Here is a 16,540-nt window from a genome sequence, read left to right as displayed (position 1 = left end):
GTGAAAGTGGCGACGCGCTGCGGGCCATGCGCGTCGCCATTTGAAGCGGGTAATCAGTTGTTGATCTGCGCTATGGTGAGTTCACGCAACAGCTCCTGCTCCTCCAGGCCCTTATCGTTTTGTAATTGTTGTTGCAGCCTCAGTTCCTCCTGAAGCGAGTGATCCTTGTTGGCCAGTTCAAGTACAAGCTGGCGGTAGCGGTTATCTATTTCGGCAAAGCGCTCGGCATGTTCGGCCCGCAGGCGTGCAACCCAGTCCGTATTGGCCAGCATGTAGTCGACCAGGGCATCGCCCAGTTCGCTTTTGCGGACCTTTTCCAGCACCAGCGACAATTCATCAGGCGCCAGATTTGCTGCGCTTCGAAAACGCATGCTGTCGGCAAGCGGAAGGTCGAGCTCCCTGGCCAGCTCCCGGCGGTAGGCCAGCCGCACCGAAACCCGGTCGCCCGAGCCGGTTCGCTGGTTGGCCAGTTTCTCCAGTTGTTCGATCCTGAACAGTTGCAACAGGCGTAGTCGCAACGTTTGCAAGGTATCGCCCGCTTCGATCAACAGGCGCTGCCCCATCAGGTACAACTCGATATTGTTGAACTCCTGCAGCGCACCATCGTGGCAGGTCTGCGAGCCGGTTTCCGGGTCAGGCAATGCGGCCGCAGCGATACTCTCCATCAGCGGGCGCTCGGCATCGTTGCCTGCGGCCACAACCAGCATCATCCGTACACGCTCGCAGAAGCTGGCTTGCGAGGCCGGGTCGATGTAGGGCGCAGCATTGCGCAGGCGGCCCGCCAACCGCAGCAGATCGCTGCCTTCGAGCATTTCCCAGCAGTCGCGCAATGCCTCGTTCTGCGCCTCGTTGCCAAGCATCCAGTCTTCGAGCCTGGGCGTATCGTCGCCCATCAGAGGGAAGTGCGGGTGATCCAGTGATCCTTCGCTCGAAGAATTGACCAGCATCAGGTTGCCCGGGATATCCAGGGCGAAGGAGTAGCTGTGCTGGCTGTCCGAGAACGCACGCACACGCAGAATGGTTTCAAGCGGTAAAGGGTTGCCGAACAAGGCGATCGACGAGATCGGCATGGGGTTGTCCAGGTTCGAGAGTATGTGCTCGGGCAACTGGGTGATGTTGTTGGAACTCAAGTCCAGCAGCTCCAGCGGCAGCAAGCTGTCGCACCAGTTTGGCCAGGCTTGCAGGTTCATGTCGGTCAGCGCGAGTGATTGCAGGTTGCTGGAGAGCCGTGCAGGTACCTGGCTGATGGTCCCCATACGGTTGCCTGACACGTCCAGTGACGACAGGTGCTCCAACCCCGCCAAGGTCTCCAGCATGCGCTGATCCACTTCCAGGCCCATGTTGCGAAACTCCAGGTAGTTGAGCCGGGGAAGACGTGCCAAGGCAGACGCCAGTGAGGAAGTGGCCGCCTGATGCGCATCGATGGTCAACCGGGTGACATTGGGGAAGCGGCTGAGCAATTCGTCGAGTTGCGACGTGGTGCCGCTGGTGCGGGTCAGCATGAGCGCTTGAACGCGTTCTTCAAAGAATGCTGGAAGCCGCCTGGGGAACTGTTCGACAGCCACATCCTCCAGTTGCAGGCGCAGGTATCGCTGGCCCTGCTCCTGTTGCTCCCAGAACTGGCTGATCGCTGCCTGGATGCGCTGCCTGTGTGCGAGCGCTTCCTGGGTCAAGGGGTTGCTCGAACTGGACGCCTGGGCCCAGCCGTCGATTGCGTCGCGCATTTGCTGGCGCTCGTCGCGTATGCGTGCAAGCCGGCCGGTGAGTTCTGCAGGTACATCCACGGTAACGCCCGCCGTCTCGGCCCGCTCGTTCAACAACAAGCGCTGTAAATGGGTTTCGTTGACAGGGTTGCCTTCGAGTGAGATCACTGTCGGGTTGGGCAGTGCGTCTGCTTCATTGAGCAGGAACGACGGCAATGACCTGAGGCTGTTGTTGCGCAGGGACAGGTGGGCAATACGCCCCAGGGCATCACTGCCAATTCCGATGGGCCACTGCGCCAGTTGCATGTGGTCCAGGCCCAGGAAATCCAGCGTCAGTTCATGGAAGCTTGGGCTGTTGTTCTGGGCCAGGCGGTTGCCACTCAGGTCCAGGTACCTCAACTGGCGAAGTTCTGCCAACAGATTGAGGTCGTTTTCTGAGAGCGCGATGTTCTGGTTGGTCAGTACCAGCCTTTGCAGTTCGGGCAAGAGTTGGGTGATGGAAGGGACGCTGAGCATGAAGAAAGAGGGTGCTGACCGGGCATTGTAAGGCCGGCTGATTTCCAACGATTCGATCTGCGGCATCTGCCTGAGCAGACGTTGCAGCAAGCGCTCGTGCTGTGCCCAGCCAGCGAGCCTGCCTGACGGGAGGTCAAGCAGGTTGAGGCTACGCACACGATTGTAGAAAAAATCGGGCAGGGTCAGAGGTACATCGGCCAAGGGCACCTGAGTGATGCGTAGCTCGGCCGTGTGCTGGCCGCCTTCATCCAGAGCGGTGTCATACCAGTGTTGCATGATCGCGTCACGCAGGCTGTTGTAGTCGCTTGCAGCCTGTTCTGTGTCCGGTGAAATGGCTTCGCTCCAGTCAGCCAGCCTGCTTTGCAGTTCATTGCGCTGCTCCAGCAGCGCCTGCAGATGGTCGAGTATTTGCGACGGCCCCAGACCGCGACTGGTCAGCGACAGCAGGACCTGATCCGCCGTAGCGCCGGTGTGTGCGAGAAGCCCTGTTGCTTCGACAGCCTCGATCAGGCGCTGGCGGGTAGCGCCTTGAGCTGCCGGGCCGCTCCCGCTCAACGGGTAGCCCAGGCGCCCATCGGCCAAGCGCATGGGCGAACGGTAGCCGGGGCGCACAGGTTGCATGCCCAGTACCGCCCTCACGGTCGAGCGGGGTGGCAGGGGGCTTTCCTGTACCAGGCGTTGCAGTGCTTGCTGATCTGCGACACCAAGCTGCGCCATGGCCTCTGGCAGCGCCTCGTACAGCGCGGCATAGAGGTCTGGATAAGCGCTGACCGCTGTGCTCGGGCGGCTTTCATCGTGCACGATGTATCCGGCATCCGCATGGGTGATGGTGTGGTAGGGGCGAGCGTCTTGTGGGCCGATGGCATGCGCCTGGGCAGGCCAGGACATGCGCTGGAGCAGCTGCAGTCTTGTCTCGACGGGCCAGCCTGGCAGGTGTTCAAGTGTATGCATGATCAGCCTGTCGCTGTCCCAGTTTGGCACACCGGACAGGTACAACCCTTCGCAGGCGCGGGCCAGGCGGATGTTTTGCTGGTAGACGCGGATCTCCTCGCCAAGGCGCATGGGGATTTTGTCGCTGCCGAGCATTTGCAGTTCGCTGGCGCTTGCGCCGCGCACCAGCTCGTCGCTGACGACGGCCGGCAGGTTCGGATACACCCGCCGTATGGCTCCGGCTCCCGGCGTCAGGTCGCTCGGAAGGCGAGCGTAAGCCCTGGAAAACGCGGCTGCCCGGGTGCTTGCGTCCGGCAGCTCGCGGACTGTTTCGTCCAGCTTGAAGCGTTGCAGGGTGTCTTCGAGCAAGGCCGGCAGCCGCTGGTTCTCGGCCAAGGTCCGGCGCAGTACGTCTTCGTGGGTGTCGCTGACGGCAAGTATCCGTTGCAGCGTCGGCTCGTCGAAGTGGGCATTCAAGTGACCGATACGGCGCAGCAGTGCCATGCCCGACCAGCTCAGCGGCTTGTCCGTGACCTGCAACCAGGCCCCGGCCCCATTGTGCCGCAACGGTGGCTCATAACCGCCCGCCTTGCTGGGGTGCTCGATGCCGTAGGTGCCGGTGTCGGCATTCCATTTCAGTGAAAATACCTTGCCTTCAAGGCGTAGCCAGATCTTGCCATCCTGGCGGTACAGCCCAAGCCCGTCCGGACTGGCCTGCGATGGCAGCGTGACGTCTTGTTCGAAGGGGGTCAGGTCCTGGTTCCACAGGCGCGTGCTGCCATCTGGTAGCTCAACCTCTACCAGTTCCTCGATGAAGGAGGGGGTCGGCACATCAATGCGTTCTATTTCTGGCTCTTCCAGCGCACTGCCTGCTTCGCTGTCTGCGGTGTTTCTCGCCGCTTTGGCTGCCGCGCTCAAAGCGGCCATGATCGCCACGTTTTCAATTACATCGACCATGTAGGTGAATGCCTTGTCGCGCTCGTCGTTTTTCCAGGCCTCGATGCCCTCGTAGACCTCGTGGGCCAGTTGGGCCACGCAGACGGCGAGCATTACCTCGCCCAGCCCGGGCACGAAGAAACCGGCGATGTTAAGGGCTGTCAGCACGCGTCCTGCAATCAATTCCCGGTGAGCCTGGGCCGTGCGCCGGTCGACGATTTCGGTGGGGATTGCGTGGAACAGCACATCTTTTTCATGCCGTTGGGCTTTCTGGAAGGCCATGACGCTCTGGAACGTGTGGCCGAATGGCCTTGCAACCGGATGCAGGGTGGCATGTGGGTCAGGGACACGCTCAAGTAACCCGCGCACACTCCAGGCGATGGGCGTGAGCCGGTCCTTGAGGCGGGTGATCGTCGCCGCCTTGTCACGGTCGGCAATGTGTTTGTCCAGGTAGCTGATGTTGGCGTGCAGCCTGTCGCGCAAATCGGCCTGCAAGGCCTCCAGGGTTGTGAATTCCTTGAGTGGCTGTGCGCTGTCCTCAGGGATATACAGGCCCACGGCCTGATGCCCTTCGGCTTGCAGGGTAATGAGCACCACTCCGGTCAGCTCTGCTTCCCACAGGTCGAGATAGCTGAACGTCAGGGGCGAGGTTGCCGATAGCGGCTGGTCGACCGGCACGGCAAGCGCTGCGGTGTACAGCGTCTCACCGATATCGCCTTTGAGGCGGGCGTAATGCAAGGATTGCCGGAAGGCCGAGACCTCCGCTCGCCCCAGGGTCTGGTAAACGGCCAGCCTGGCTTCATCGGTGTCTGGCTGCGTGGTGGCCTCAGGGTAATAGATTGCGTGCACCATGCCATGGTACTTGCCACCGATGTCCAGCGTGCGGCACAGGTCGGCGAAGTCTTCGGCGACGATATCCACTGCATTGGTGATCGGGACGGTGCCCATGAAGCGTCGATGATCGAGGATGACGGACTTTTTTAGCGCCGCCCCAGGCGCGTCCATGCCGTGTTCGGCAGCGGCGTCCTGGTCAAAGTTGTGCAGGGCGCTGTGCAGCAGCGAGCGGGTAGCCTGGTTCACCGCCACGCGCGCGTCGCCTGCGCGGGTCGTGTCGATGAGGCGGGCGTCGACCAGGTACGTGTTGTGCACATCCAGGTCGAGCCCGAAGCGTTGCTTGATGGCTTCAGTCAGGGTCTGGGCAGCGTGGGTTTGCAGGTCGGGTAGCGGTTCGAACAACTTCTGCACCTGTGCATGGTGTTCGCGGTGGCGAGCATGTTCCGCCTGCCATGCCTTGGCGATTTCCGGTAGCTGCTGCACCGCTGTGGCCAGCCAAGCAGGGATCGGCAACGCGTTGCGCATTGCGCGGTGGGTGTCTGGCGTGGCTTGCTTGAGCCAGGCGGGTATCTTGCGCTCGATGGTGGCGTAATGAGCGCCAGGTAAGGTGTTGGCTGGGGTTGGCATGGCGGGCCCTTGCTAGGTATGGGGCAAGGGACTATCGGGGCTCTGGCTGGCGCGCTGGAGGTAAATATGTGTGCCCGGCTTGCGGCGGTGCCCTAGAGGACGGTGCTCAAAGCGCAATTCAGGTTTATGATGCCCAACGGCAGTCAATATCCTCACACGGAGTGCGCAATGCAGACCCTCTACCCGCAGATCAAACCCTACGCCCGGCACGATCTGGCCGTGGAAGCGCCGCATGTGCTGTATGTCGACGAAAGTGGCTCGCCAGAAGGTCTGCCCGTGGTATTCATCCACGGAGGCCCGGGCGCTGGCTGCGACGCCCAGAGCCGCTGCTACTTTGACCCCAACCTGTACCGCATCATCACCTTCGACCAGCGTGGCTGTGGCCGTTCCACGCCCCATGCAAGCCTGGAGAACAACACCACCTGGCACCTGGTCGAGGACCTGGAGCGCATTCGCGAGCACCTTGGCATCGACAAATGGGTGCTGTTCGGCGGCTCGTGGGGCTCGACCCTGGCCCTGGCCTATGCCCAGACCCACCCCGAGCGCGTGCATGGGCTGATCCTGCGCGGCATCTTCCTGTGCCGGCCGCAGGAGATCGAGTGGTTCTACCAGGAGGGTGCCAGCCGCCTGTTCCCCGACTACTGGCAGGACTATATCGCGCCGATTCCGCCGGAAGAGCGTGGCGACCTGGTCAAGGCCTTCCACAAGCGCCTGACCGGTAATGACCAGATTGCCCAGATGCACGCCGCCAAGGCCTGGTCCACCTGGGAGGGCCGTACCGCCACTCTGCGCCCGAACCCCCTGGTGGTCGACCGCTTCTCCGAGCCGCAGCGGGCGCTGTCGATCGCCCGTATCGAATGCCACTACTTCATGAACAACGCCTTCCTCGAACCGGACCAGCTGATCCGCGACCTGCCGAAGATCGCCCACCTGCCAGCGGTGATCGTGCACGGTCGCTATGACGTGATCTGCCCGCTGGACAACGCCTGGGCCCTGCACCAGGCCTGGCCGAACAGCGAACTGAAGGTGATCCGTGACGCGGGCCACGCCGCATCCGAGCCGGGCATCACCGATGCCTTGGTGCGTGCCGCCGACCAGATGGCCCGCCGCCTGCTCGACCTGCCCTTGGAAGAAGCATGAGGGGCTTGCTGCAGCGCGTGCGCGGTGCGCGGGTTGAAGTCGCGGGGGAGGTGGTTGGCGCCATCGACCAGGGTTTGCTGGTGCTGGTGGCCGTCGAGCCTGAAGATTCCCACGAGCAGGCCGATAAACTGTTGCACAAGCTGCTGAACTACCGTGTATTCAGCGATGAGCAAGGCAAGATGAACCTGTCGCTCAAGGATGTCGGGGGTGGTTTGTTGCTGGTGTCGCAGTTCACCTTGGCGGCGGACACCCGCAACGGCATGCGCCCGAGTTTCTCGACGGCAGCGCCGCCGGCCCTCGGGGCTGAATTGTTCGACTATCTTTTGCAGCAAGCGAAGCGCCAGCATGCCGACGTGGCGAGCGGGCAGTTCGGGGCAGACATGCAGGTGCATCTGGTCAATGATGGCCCCGTAACATTTATGTTACAAATATGAGGTCAAAAAACCCTTTGTTTATAGGAAAACAAGGGGTTTTGTACGATAAATAGTTGTTCCAGCCTGATGCGTTGTCACGCGACCTGCTGGATAATCGCGCGCTGCATGGACCTGCGTTCGCAGGTTCGTTTCACTCTGACTCGAGCATTGTCTGGATCCGTTTGGGGAATCATTACGCCCTCACGGGGTCCGAACAGTGCTCGCCAACCCGGCATTTGTCGCTGGCCGTTGGTTTCATGATCTGTTTTCGGCGAGGGTTGCTCGTGATTGTTAGTCCCCAAAAAGCATCAAGAATCCCCGGCATCCGGCTACGCAAGGCCCTGATGGCCAGTGTGGCAGTGGTCGGCCTGATGAGCGCGGGCCAGCTGTGGGCATTCAATCTTGACGATGTTGCAGCCAAGGCAAAGGATCTGGCCGGCCAGAAGTACGACGCACCAAAAAGCAATTTGCCGGCGGTGTTCCGTGACATGAAGTTCGCGGATTATCAGAAAATCCATTTCCTGCAGGAAAAGGCCGAGTGGGCCAAGGACAAGACCCCGTTCAAGCTGTCGTTCTACCACCAGGGCATGCATTTCGACACCCCGGTGAAAATCAACGAGGTCACCGCTTCCAAGGTCGAGGAAATCAAGTACGACCCGAGCCGCTTCGAGTTCGGTGACGTGCCACACGACCCGGAAACCACCAAGAACCTGGGTTATGCCGGTTTCCGCGTGCTGTACCCGATCAACAAGGCTGACAAGCAAGACGAGATCATGACCTTGCTTGGCGCCAGCTATTTCCGCGTGGTCGGCAAGGGCCATGTGTATGGCCTGTCGGCCCGTGGCCTGGCCATTGACACCGCGCTGCCGTCGGGCGAGGAATTCCCGCGCTTCACCGAGTTCTGGGTCGAGAAGCCCAAGCCGGCCGACAAGCACCTGGTGATCTACGCCCTGCTGGATTCGCCGCGCTCCACCGGCGCCTACAAGCTGACCCTGCGCCCGGGCAACGACACCGTGGTCGACGTGCAGTCCCGCGTGTTCCTGCGTGACCAGGTCAGCCGCCTGGGCATTGCCCCGCTGACCAGCATGTTCCTGTTCGGCCCCAACCAGCCGTCCAAGGTCCTGAACTACCGTCCGGCCCTGCACGACTCCGAAGGCCTGTCGATCCACGCCGGCAATGGCGAGTGGCTGTGGCGCCCGCTGAACAACCCGAAACACCTGGCCGTGAGCAACTTCAGCGTCGAGAACCCGCGTGGTTTCGGCCTGATGCAGCGCCAGCGCGCCTTCAGCGACTATGAAGACCTCGACGACAACTACCAGAAGCGCCCAAGCGCTTGGATCGAGCCGAAGGGTGACTGGGGCAAGGGCACCGTCGACCTGGTCGAAATCCCGACTGCCGACGAGACCAACGACAACATCGTGGCCTTCTGGAGCCCGGAAAAGCTGCCGGAGGCAGGCAAGCCGATCGAGTACGCCTACCGCCTGCACTGGACCATCGACGAGGCAAAGTTCCAGGCGCCTGAGCTGGGTTCGGTCAAGCAGACCCTGCGCTCCACCGGTGACGTCAAGCAGTCCAACCTGATCCGCCAGCCAGACGGCAGCGTGGCCTTCCTGGTCGACTTCGCCGGCCCGGCCCTGGCCGCATTGCCTGAAGACACCCCGGTGCGCAGCCAGATCAGCGTTGGTGACAACGCCGAGGTGGTCGAGAACAATCTGCGCTATAACCCTGAGACCAAGGGCTGGCGCCTGACCCTGCGCCTGAAGGTCAAGGAAGCCAACAAATCGACCGAAATGCGTGCCGCGCTGCTGCGTGATGTGCCGGTCGAGCCCGCCAAGCCTGCCCAGGACACCAAGCAGGACAAGGCCGCAGCCAAGCATGCCAAGGCCGAGAAAGCCGTCAAGGCCGAGCAACCTGCCAAGGCCGAACAACCTGCCGCCGATGCGGCGCCCACCAACGGGACCCCGGCCACCACCGAGAAGGTGCTGACCGAGACCTGGAGCTATCAGTTGCCTGCCGATGAGTAACTCAAACGCAAGGCCAGTATCGCTTGGCGAGTACCTGGCTCACCTACCACTGAGTGACGAGCAACGGGCGGAACTCGCCAGCTGCACGTCGTTCAGTGAGCTGCACCAACGCCTGGCGGCCAACCCGGCCGCCAACGCTGCCGAGGCCGTGCAGGCCTCGGTGGGCCCGCGCCTCACCGTGGGCAGCGCCGCCGAGCTGGAAGAGGCCGAAATGCTCGGCGTCGACGGCAGCGGCCGCCTGTGCCTGAAGATCGCCCCGCCGATCAAGCGCACCAAAGTGGTGCCCGAGCCTTGGCGCACCAACGTGCTGATTCGCATGTGGCGGCGCATGACGGGCCGTACCAACGCCCCCCAGCCACCCAAGCGCGAGCTGCCGCCGGCACGCTGGCGCACGGTTGGCTCGATCCGCCGCTACATCCTGCTGACCCTGATGATCGGCCAGACCATCGTCGCCGGTTGGTACATGAAGGGCATCCTGCCGTACCAGGGCTGGTCGTTCGTCGACCTTGACGAAGTCCTCAGCCAGCCGCTGTGGGATACCGTGGTGCAGGTGTGGCCGTATGCCTTGCAAACCTCCATCCTGATTCTCTTCGGCATCCTGTTCTGCTGGGTGTCGGCGGGCTTCTGGACCGCACTGATGGGCTTCCTCGAGCTGCTCACCGGGCGCGACAAATACAAGATTTCGGGCAGCAGCGCCGGCAACGAGCCGATTGCACCCGAGGCGCGTACTGCGCTGGTGATGCCGATCTGCAACGAGGACGTGCCTCGCGTGTTCGCGGGCCTGCGCGCAACCTTCGAGTCGGTGGCCGCCAGCGGTAACCTCGACCGCTTCGACTTCTTCGTGCTCAGCGACACCAACGACACCGACATTGCCGTGGCCGAACAGCAGGCCTGGCTGGACGTGTGCCGCGAAACCAAGGGCTTCGGCCGCATCTTCTACCGCCGCCGCCGGCGCCGGGTGAAGCGCAAGAGCGGCAACCTCGACGACTTCTGCCGTCGCTGGGGTGGCGAGTACAAGTACATGGTCGTGCTGGACGCAGACAGCGTCATGAGCGGCGAGTGCCTGAGCAGCCTGGTGCGCCTGATGGAGGCCAACCCGGATGCCGGCATCATCCAGACCGGGCCTAGAGCCTCGGGCATGGACACCCTGTACGCACGTATGCAGCAGTTTGCCACCCGCGTGTACGGCCCGCTGTTCACCGCTGGCCTGCACTTCTGGCAGCTGGGCGAATCGCACTACTGGGGCCACAACGCGATCATCCGCATGAAGCCGTTCATCGAGCACTGCGCCTTGGCGCCATTGCCGGGCAAGGGCGCGTTCGCCGGTGCGATTCTCTCCCACGACTTCGTCGAAGCTGCGCTGATGCGCCGTGCCGGCTGGGGCGTGTGGATCGCCTATGACCTGCCGGGCAGCTACGAAGAGCTGCCGCCCAACCTGCTCGACGAGCTCAAGCGCGACCGTCGCTGGTGCCACGGCAACCTGATGAACTTCCGCCTGTTCCTGGTCAAGGGCATGCACCCGGTGCACCGTGCGGTGTTCCTCACCGGGGTGATGTCGTACCTGTCGGCGCCGCTATGGTTCCTGTTCCTGGTGCTGTCGACGGCGTTGCTGGCGACCAACACCCTGATGGAGCCGCAGTATTTCATCGAACCGTACCAGCTCTACCCGCTGTGGCCGCAGTGGCACCCGGAGAAGGCCGTGGCGCTGTTCTCCACCACCATCGTGCTGCTGTTCCTGCCCAAGCTGCTCAGTATTATCCTGATCTGGGCCAAGGGAGCCGTCGAATTCGGCGGGCGGATCAAGGTCACCTTGTCGATGCTGATGGAGATGCTGTTCTCCATGCTGCTGGCACCGGTGCGCATGATCTTTCACACCCGCTTCGTGCTGGCCGCGTTCCTCGGTTGGGCAGCGACCTGGAACTCGCCGCAGCGTGACGACGACTCCACACCGTGGAGCGAGGCGGTGCGCCGCCATGGCCCGCAAACCCTGCTGGGCATTGCCTGGGCCGCACTGGTGGCGTGGTTGAACCCGAGCTTCCTGTGGTGGCTGGCGCCAATCGTTGGCTCGCTGGTGCTGTCGATTCCGGTTTCGGTGATCTCCAGCCGTACCCGCCTGGGCCTGGCGGCCAAGGACGAGAAGCTGTTCCTCATCCCCGAGGAATACGCTACCCCGCAAGAATTGCTGGCCACCGACCAGTACACCCACGAAAACCGCTGGCATGCCCTGCATGACGGCTTCGTGCGGGCTGTGGTCGACCCGCGGCAGAACGCCCTGGCCTGCGCCATGGCCACTGCCCGTCATGGCCAGGCGGCGCCGATTGAAGCGCTGCGTGCCGAGCGCGTGGCCAAGGCCCTGGAAGTCGGGCCGAAAGGGCTGGACCTCAATACCCGCCTGGCCCTGCTCAGCGACCCGGTGGCGCTGACCCGCCTGCACGAGCAGGTGTGGGCGGAGCACAACGCGGCGTGGATCGATGTGTGGCGCGCGTCGATCAAGAACGACCCGCACTCGCCGCTGTTGCCGCTGCACCCAGAGAACGAAGGCCAACCGGCACTCGTCGGCGCCTGACAGACCTTGGGGCCGCTTTGCGGCCCGATCGCGACACAAGGCCGCTCCTACAGGAATATGCATTCCCCTGTAGGAGCGGCCTTGTGTCGCGAAACGAGGGCGAAGCCCTCGCCAGCAATTTCCCTGCCTGATGGATTTTGGCCAACAAAGTCCCCCCCGGCGCTAGGTCCCCGAGCCGCCATGCGTTAGCATCCCATTCCGATACGACGCCTCGGCCGGTACGGCCGTGCCAACACAATAAGATTCGCTACTTTTCTTGCTAGGGGACTTGGTGATGATCAAGCAATACCTTTCGCGGCTGCTGGTGGGTGTAACCGCCCTGGTCGCTGTAACTGCGGCCCAGGCAGGCGCCATCGATGACGCGGTCAAGCGCGGCACCCTTAAGGTGGGCATGGACCCGACCTACATGCCGTTCCAGATGACTAACAAGCGTGGCGAGATCATCGGCTTCGAAGTCGACATTCTCAAAGCCATGGCCAAGTCCATGGGCGTCAAGTTCGAAGCGGTCTCCACGGCTTATGACGGCATCATCCCGGCCCTGCTGACCGACAAGTTCGACATGATCGGCAGCGGCATGACCCTGACTCAGGAGCGCAACCTGCGCCTGAACTTCAGCGAACCCTTCATCGTGGTTGGCCAGACCCTGCTGATCCGCAAGGAGCTGGCGGGCGAGATCAAGTCGTACAAGGACCTGAACAACGAGAAGTACCGCCTGACCTCCAAGCTGGGCACCACCGGTGAAATGGTCTCCAAGAAGCTGATCGGCAAAGCCAAGTACCACGGCTACGACAACGAACAGGAAGCGGTGATGGACGTGGTCAACGGCAAGGCTGATGCCTTCGTCTACGATGCGCCATACAACGTGGTAGCCGTGGAGAAGGCCGGTGCCGGCAAGCTGCTGTTCCTCGAAGAGCCCTTCACCTACGAGCCGCTGGCCTTCGGCCTGAAGAAAGGCGACTACGACAGCATCAACTTCATCAACAACTTCCTGCACCAGATCAAGCATGACGGGACCTACGATCGTATTCACGACAAGTGGTTCAAGAACAAGGACTGGCTGAAGGACATGGAATAAGGCCCAGGCCACAAGCCCGGCTTTGACCCCGACGCGCAGGCAAACCCTGCGCGTTCGCATTTACGGAAGTACCCCACGTGATCAAACACAAGAAAGCCCAGTGGCCCTGGCACGGGCTGACCGCCCTGGTGCTGGTCGGCCTGGCGATCAGCCTGTACATGGCCACCTCGATGATGTCCTACGAGTGGCGCTGGAACCGCGTACCGCAGTACTTCGCCTACAAGGCCGAAGACGTTCAGCGCGCTGCCGGTTATGGCACCGTCCAGGAGATCGTAATTTCCGGCGATAACGCCCGCGTCACGCTGAAGGACGAGCAAGGTGACGAGCAGGTGCTCGAAGTAGCCAAGGACAGCCTGCAACTGAGCCGCGGTGACGATGTGGCCGAAGGCGACCAGATCGGTGTCACCCGCCACTGGGCAGCCGGCCCGCTCGCCTGGGGCCTGTGGACCACGTTGTGGCTGTCGGTGGTGTCTGGCGCCCTGGGCCTGGTCATCGGCCTGTTCGCTGGCCTGTGCCGGTTGTCCAGCAACCCGACCCTGCGTGACCTCTCAACCGTGTATGTCGAACTGGTGCGTGGCACGCCGCTGCTGGTGCAGATCTTCATTTTCTACTTCTTCATCGGCACTGTGCTCAACTTGTCACGCGAGTTCGCCGGGGTGGCGGCCTTGGCATTGTTCACCGGCGCCTACGTGGCGGAAATCGTCCGTGCTGGCGTGCAGTCCATCGCCAAGGGCCAGAACGAAGCCGCCCGCTCGCTGGGCCTGAACGCTGGCCAGTCGATGCGCCACGTGATCCTGCCGCAGGCTTTCAAACGTGTGCTGCCGCCGTTGGCGGGCCAGTTCATCAGCCTGGTCAAAGACACCTCGCTGGTTTCGGTGATCGCCATCACCGAACTGACCAAGAGCGGCCGGGAGGCCATCACCACCTCGTTCTCGACCTTCGAGATCTGGTTCTGCGTGGCAGGTCTGTACCTGCTGATCAACCTGCCGCTGTCGCACCTGGCCAGCCGGCTCGAGCGGAGGCTTGCGCAAAGTGATTGAAGTCCGTGACCTGCTGAAAGTCTTCGACACCCGTGGCCACGTGGTACGGGCTGTGGACAACGTCACCACCCAGGTTGCCAAGGGCGAAGTGGTGGTGGTGCTCGGCCCATCGGGTTCGGGCAAGTCCACCTTCCTGCGCTGCCTCAACGGCCTGGAGCATTTCGACGAAGGCCATGTCGCCATCGACGGCCTGCAACTGGCTGACCCCAAGACCGACATCAACGCCTACCGCCGCGAGGTCGGCATGGTGTTCCAGCACTTCAACCTGTTCCCGCACATGACCGTGCTGGAAAACCTGTGCCTGGCGCAGAAGGTGGTGCGCAAGCGCAACAAGGCGGAGCGTGAAGCCAAGGCCCGGGCGTTGCTGGAGAAGGTGGGCATTTCGCAGAAGGCCAACGAGTACCCGTCGCGCTTGTCGGGCGGCCAGCAACAGCGCGTGGCGATTGCCCGTGCCCTGGCGATGGACCCGAAAGTGATGCTGTTCGACGAGCCGACCTCGGCGCTTGACCCGGAAATGGTCGGCGAAGTGCTGGACGTGATGAAGACCCTCGCCCAGGAAGGCATGACCATGGTCTGCGTCACCCATGAAATGGGCTTTGCCCGCGAAGTGGCGGACCGGGTGCTGTTCTTCGACCATGGCAAGCTGCTGGAAGATGCCGCGCCTGGGGCGTTCTTCGATGCGCCGAAAGACCCGCGCGCGCAAGCGTTCCTGCGCCAGGTATTGTGAAACTTGGTGGACGGTAGAGCGTAGCCAACCCCGAAGCTCGCTTCCTGCGGGTTGGCTATATCACTCATCCGTTGATTTGGAATGCAGCTGGCAAATGAATAATTGCAGGGCAAGTGGCTTAAGTGATTTTTCTAATTGCTTTTGAAGCTACATGAGGATATTTCTTTTCTAGATAATTCAGACGGCTGCGCGCTGCCTGAATTGCTATTGTGTTCTGTTCAAGTCGCCACTCTGCAGCCTTGACTTGCGACGGTGTTTTCTCAAGCGCTAGACGCTCTGTGTTCAGCTGATCAAGAGTGGACTCAAACGTTCTTAATTTGGACGCTTTGCCGGCGTAACCTGCGTGTAAGTAACTTGCCTTTATACCGTGCTTGCTATTTTCGTATGTGACTGTACCGTCCATTTTGCTCATGTCGTCCATGAGTGCTAACATTTCCTTATTTGTTTCTGTGAGTCTGGTATCAATTGCTTGAATATCCCGCTGTACCTGAGCGTGTTTCCTCTGTTCGTTGCCGACGTTAAATTTTAAATTTGCAGTGCTGTCTATGTGATTTTTCAGATTTTTTGAGGCTTTGACTAGAGATTTTGCTGCTTTCCAGTCCTTGTAGCGAGCTATAAGTCCACGGAAGTTTCCTGAAGGATCATTATAGTTAATCGGGTCGCCCGCTGTGTAAGCATATGCATTAAGGTTGCCGGCCAAGAATATGCTGGTACGATCGGCAGAAATAAATCGCTTAAGACTGGGGCTGTATCCACGTTCTCCGCGGCCTAACAAGTACACACCGAAAGCTTCCCGATGCTCTCCGTTGAAGCCCGGTGCTACAGGTAAAGGCCCAGTGCCGTTATTTCCGTAAGCACAGTAGGCCACGCTGTTGATGGCAGAACTCTGGATCGAAGCCAATACGGACGTTGCTCTGTCGACAGCAAGCAGCTTGGTCTCGGTAAAAGGTGGCCCCCCTAGCTGACAGACCGGAGTGCTGGCCGCGTTCATCACTCTTACTGAGCCACCGGGCACTCCAATAGATGCGAGCCGGTCATGCTGATAAAATCGTAACTGACGATTATTCATGAGAAGCATCCCTATTGAGTCATGGCCTCAAGGATGCAGGCAGCCAGGTAGCCCCAACAACTGGCAAAAATGCCAGGTTGAGGCGCCCCTGTAATCTCAAATGCTGAACCGCCCAACCATCCCCCGCAACTGCTGCCCCAGCTGCTCCAGCTCCCCGCTCGAGGCCGCCGTCTGTTCGCTGGCCGCACTGGTCTGATCCGACACATCCCGCACATTGATCACGCTTCGGTTGATCTGCTCGGCCACCACGCTTTGTTCTTCGCTGGCCGTGGCGATCTGTTGGTTCATGCCCTGAATGCTCGACACGGTGTCGGTGATCTGGCTTAGCGCATGCCCGGCCCTGCGGCTCAGCTCCACGCTCTGCTCGGTCAGGTTCTTGCTGCTGTCCAGCAAGCGGGTCACCTCGTCGGTACCGTTGTGCAGGCTGTCGATCAGCTGGCCAATCTCTTCGGTTGCAGTCGAGGTACGCTTGGCCAACCCGCGCACTTCATCGGCCACTACGGCAAAGCCACGGCCGGCTTCGCCAGCACGGGCCGCCTCGATGGCCGCGTTCAGCGCCAGCAGGTTGGTCTGTTCGGACACCGACTTGATCACGTCAAGGATGCTGCCAATGCGCTGGCTTTCGCCTGCCAGGTGATGCATGGCCGCCAGGCAATGATCCATCTGCCCGGCCAGTTGCTCGATACGGCCGATGGCTTCGGATACGACCCGGTCGCCCACCTGGGCCTGCTGGTCGGCGTTGGTTGCAGCCAGCGAGGCCTGCTCGGCGTTCTGTGCCACTTCCTGAACGGTGGCGCTCATCTGGTTCATGGCGGTGGCCACCTGGTCGGTTTCTTCGCGCTGCTGGTTGATCTTCAGTTTGGTGTCCTCGCTGCTGGCTGCCAGCTGTGTGGCGGCCTGTGACAGCTGCCCGACGCCTTGGTCGATACCCCCGATAAGC

General features: G+C 61.6%; 10 protein-coding genes. 7 read left to right on the top strand and 3 right to left on the bottom strand.

Annotation, left to right across the window (positions count from 1 at the left end; all coding sequences use genetic code 11):
• Positions 1-53: 53 nt before the first annotated feature.
• Entirely contained in the window at positions 54-5,546 is a 5,493-nt protein-coding gene (locus ABI582_RS12635; RefSeq protein WP_442119329.1) for a dermonecrotic toxin domain-containing protein, read from the bottom strand.
• A gap of 168 nt (positions 5,547-5,714) precedes the next feature.
• On the opposite strand from ABI582_RS12635, the gene pip reads away from it, so the two are divergent.
• From pip to ABI582_RS12600, 7 genes are all read left to right on the top strand, one after another.
• Positions 5,715-6,686 (top strand): prolyl aminopeptidase, encoded by a 972-nt coding sequence (gene pip / locus ABI582_RS12630; RefSeq protein WP_016489576.1) that lies wholly within the window; start codon positions 5,715-5,717, stop codon positions 6,684-6,686.
• Positions 6,683-7,120 carry a D-aminoacyl-tRNA deacylase gene (gene dtd, locus ABI582_RS12625; RefSeq protein WP_338745480.1) on the top strand — a complete coding sequence of 146 codons (438 nt, stop codon included), beginning with the start codon at positions 6,683-6,685 and terminating at the stop codon, positions 7,118-7,120. Before pip ends, dtd begins: the two co-directional genes overlap by 4 nt.
• 263 nt (positions 7,121-7,383) lie before the next feature.
• Positions 7,384-9,123, top strand: a complete 1,740-nt coding sequence (locus tag ABI582_RS12620) for a glucan biosynthesis protein G (RefSeq protein WP_338745479.1) — start codon at positions 7,384-7,386, stop codon at positions 9,121-9,123.
• Positions 9,116-11,689, top strand: coding sequence for a glucans biosynthesis glucosyltransferase MdoH (mdoH, locus tag ABI582_RS12615; protein WP_442119328.1), 2,574 nt, complete (start codon positions 9,116-9,118; stop codon positions 11,687-11,689). Before ABI582_RS12620 ends, mdoH begins: the two co-directional genes overlap by 8 nt.
• A 277-nt stretch (positions 11,690-11,966) precedes the next feature.
• Complete coding sequence (locus ABI582_RS12610; protein ID WP_024717349.1) at positions 11,967-12,764, top strand: transporter substrate-binding domain-containing protein; 798 nt, start codon at positions 11,967-11,969, stop codon at positions 12,762-12,764.
• Between the two features lie 77 nt (positions 12,765-12,841).
• The gene (locus tag ABI582_RS12605) at positions 12,842-13,804 is read left to right on the top strand and encodes an amino acid ABC transporter permease (RefSeq protein ID WP_442119327.1); all 963 of its coding nucleotides are present in this window, start codon (positions 12,842-12,844) and stop codon (positions 13,802-13,804) included.
• Positions 13,797-14,531 carry an amino acid ABC transporter ATP-binding protein gene (locus ABI582_RS12600; RefSeq protein WP_264363484.1) on the top strand — a complete coding sequence of 245 codons (735 nt, stop codon included), beginning with the start codon at positions 13,797-13,799 and terminating at the stop codon, positions 14,529-14,531. Before ABI582_RS12605 ends, ABI582_RS12600 begins: the two co-directional genes overlap by 8 nt.
• 118 nt (positions 14,532-14,649) lie before the next feature.
• Here the strand turns inward: ABI582_RS12600 and ABI582_RS12595 are convergent, their stop codons facing one another.
• On the bottom strand, positions 14,650-15,600 hold the full coding sequence (locus tag ABI582_RS12595) for an RHS repeat-associated core domain-containing protein (protein ID WP_442119326.1): 951 nt from the start codon (positions 15,598-15,600) through the stop codon (positions 14,650-14,652).
• A gap of 96 nt (positions 15,601-15,696) precedes the next feature.
• Positions 15,697-16,401, bottom strand: a complete 705-nt coding sequence (locus ABI582_RS12590; protein ID WP_442119342.1) for a methyl-accepting chemotaxis protein — start codon at positions 16,399-16,401, stop codon at positions 15,697-15,699.
• Positions 16,402-16,540: the final 139 nt, after the last annotated feature.

This window comes from Pseudomonas sp. SAS7, from assembly GCF_052112345.1.
Lineage (GTDB): Bacteria > Pseudomonadota > Gammaproteobacteria > Pseudomonadales > Pseudomonadaceae > Aquipseudomonas > Aquipseudomonas putida_Q.
This window is presented reverse-complemented; position numbering and strand designations above follow the sequence as displayed.

Excerpts from the sequence above, each read along its gene's own strand:
- ABI582_RS12635 (WP_442119329.1), bottom strand. The coding sequence starts at position 5,546 with ATGCCAACCCCAGCCAACACCTTACCTGGCGCTCATTACGCCACCATC.
- pip (WP_016489576.1), top strand. The coding sequence starts at position 5,715 with ATGCAGACCCTCTACCCGCAGATCAAACCCTACGCCCGGCACGATCTG.
- dtd (WP_338745480.1), top strand. The coding sequence starts at position 6,683 with ATGAGGGGCTTGCTGCAGCGCGTGCGCGGTGCGCGGGTTGAAGTCGCG.
- mdoH (WP_442119328.1), top strand. The coding sequence starts at position 9,116 with ATGAGTAACTCAAACGCAAGGCCAGTATCGCTTGGCGAGTACCTGGCT.
- ABI582_RS12595 (WP_442119326.1), bottom strand. The coding sequence starts at position 15,600 with ATGAATAATCGTCAGTTACGATTTTATCAGCATGACCGGCTCGCATCT.
- ABI582_RS12590 (WP_442119342.1), bottom strand. The coding sequence starts at position 16,401 with ATGAGCGCCACCGTTCAGGAAGTGGCACAGAACGCCGAGCAGGCCTCG.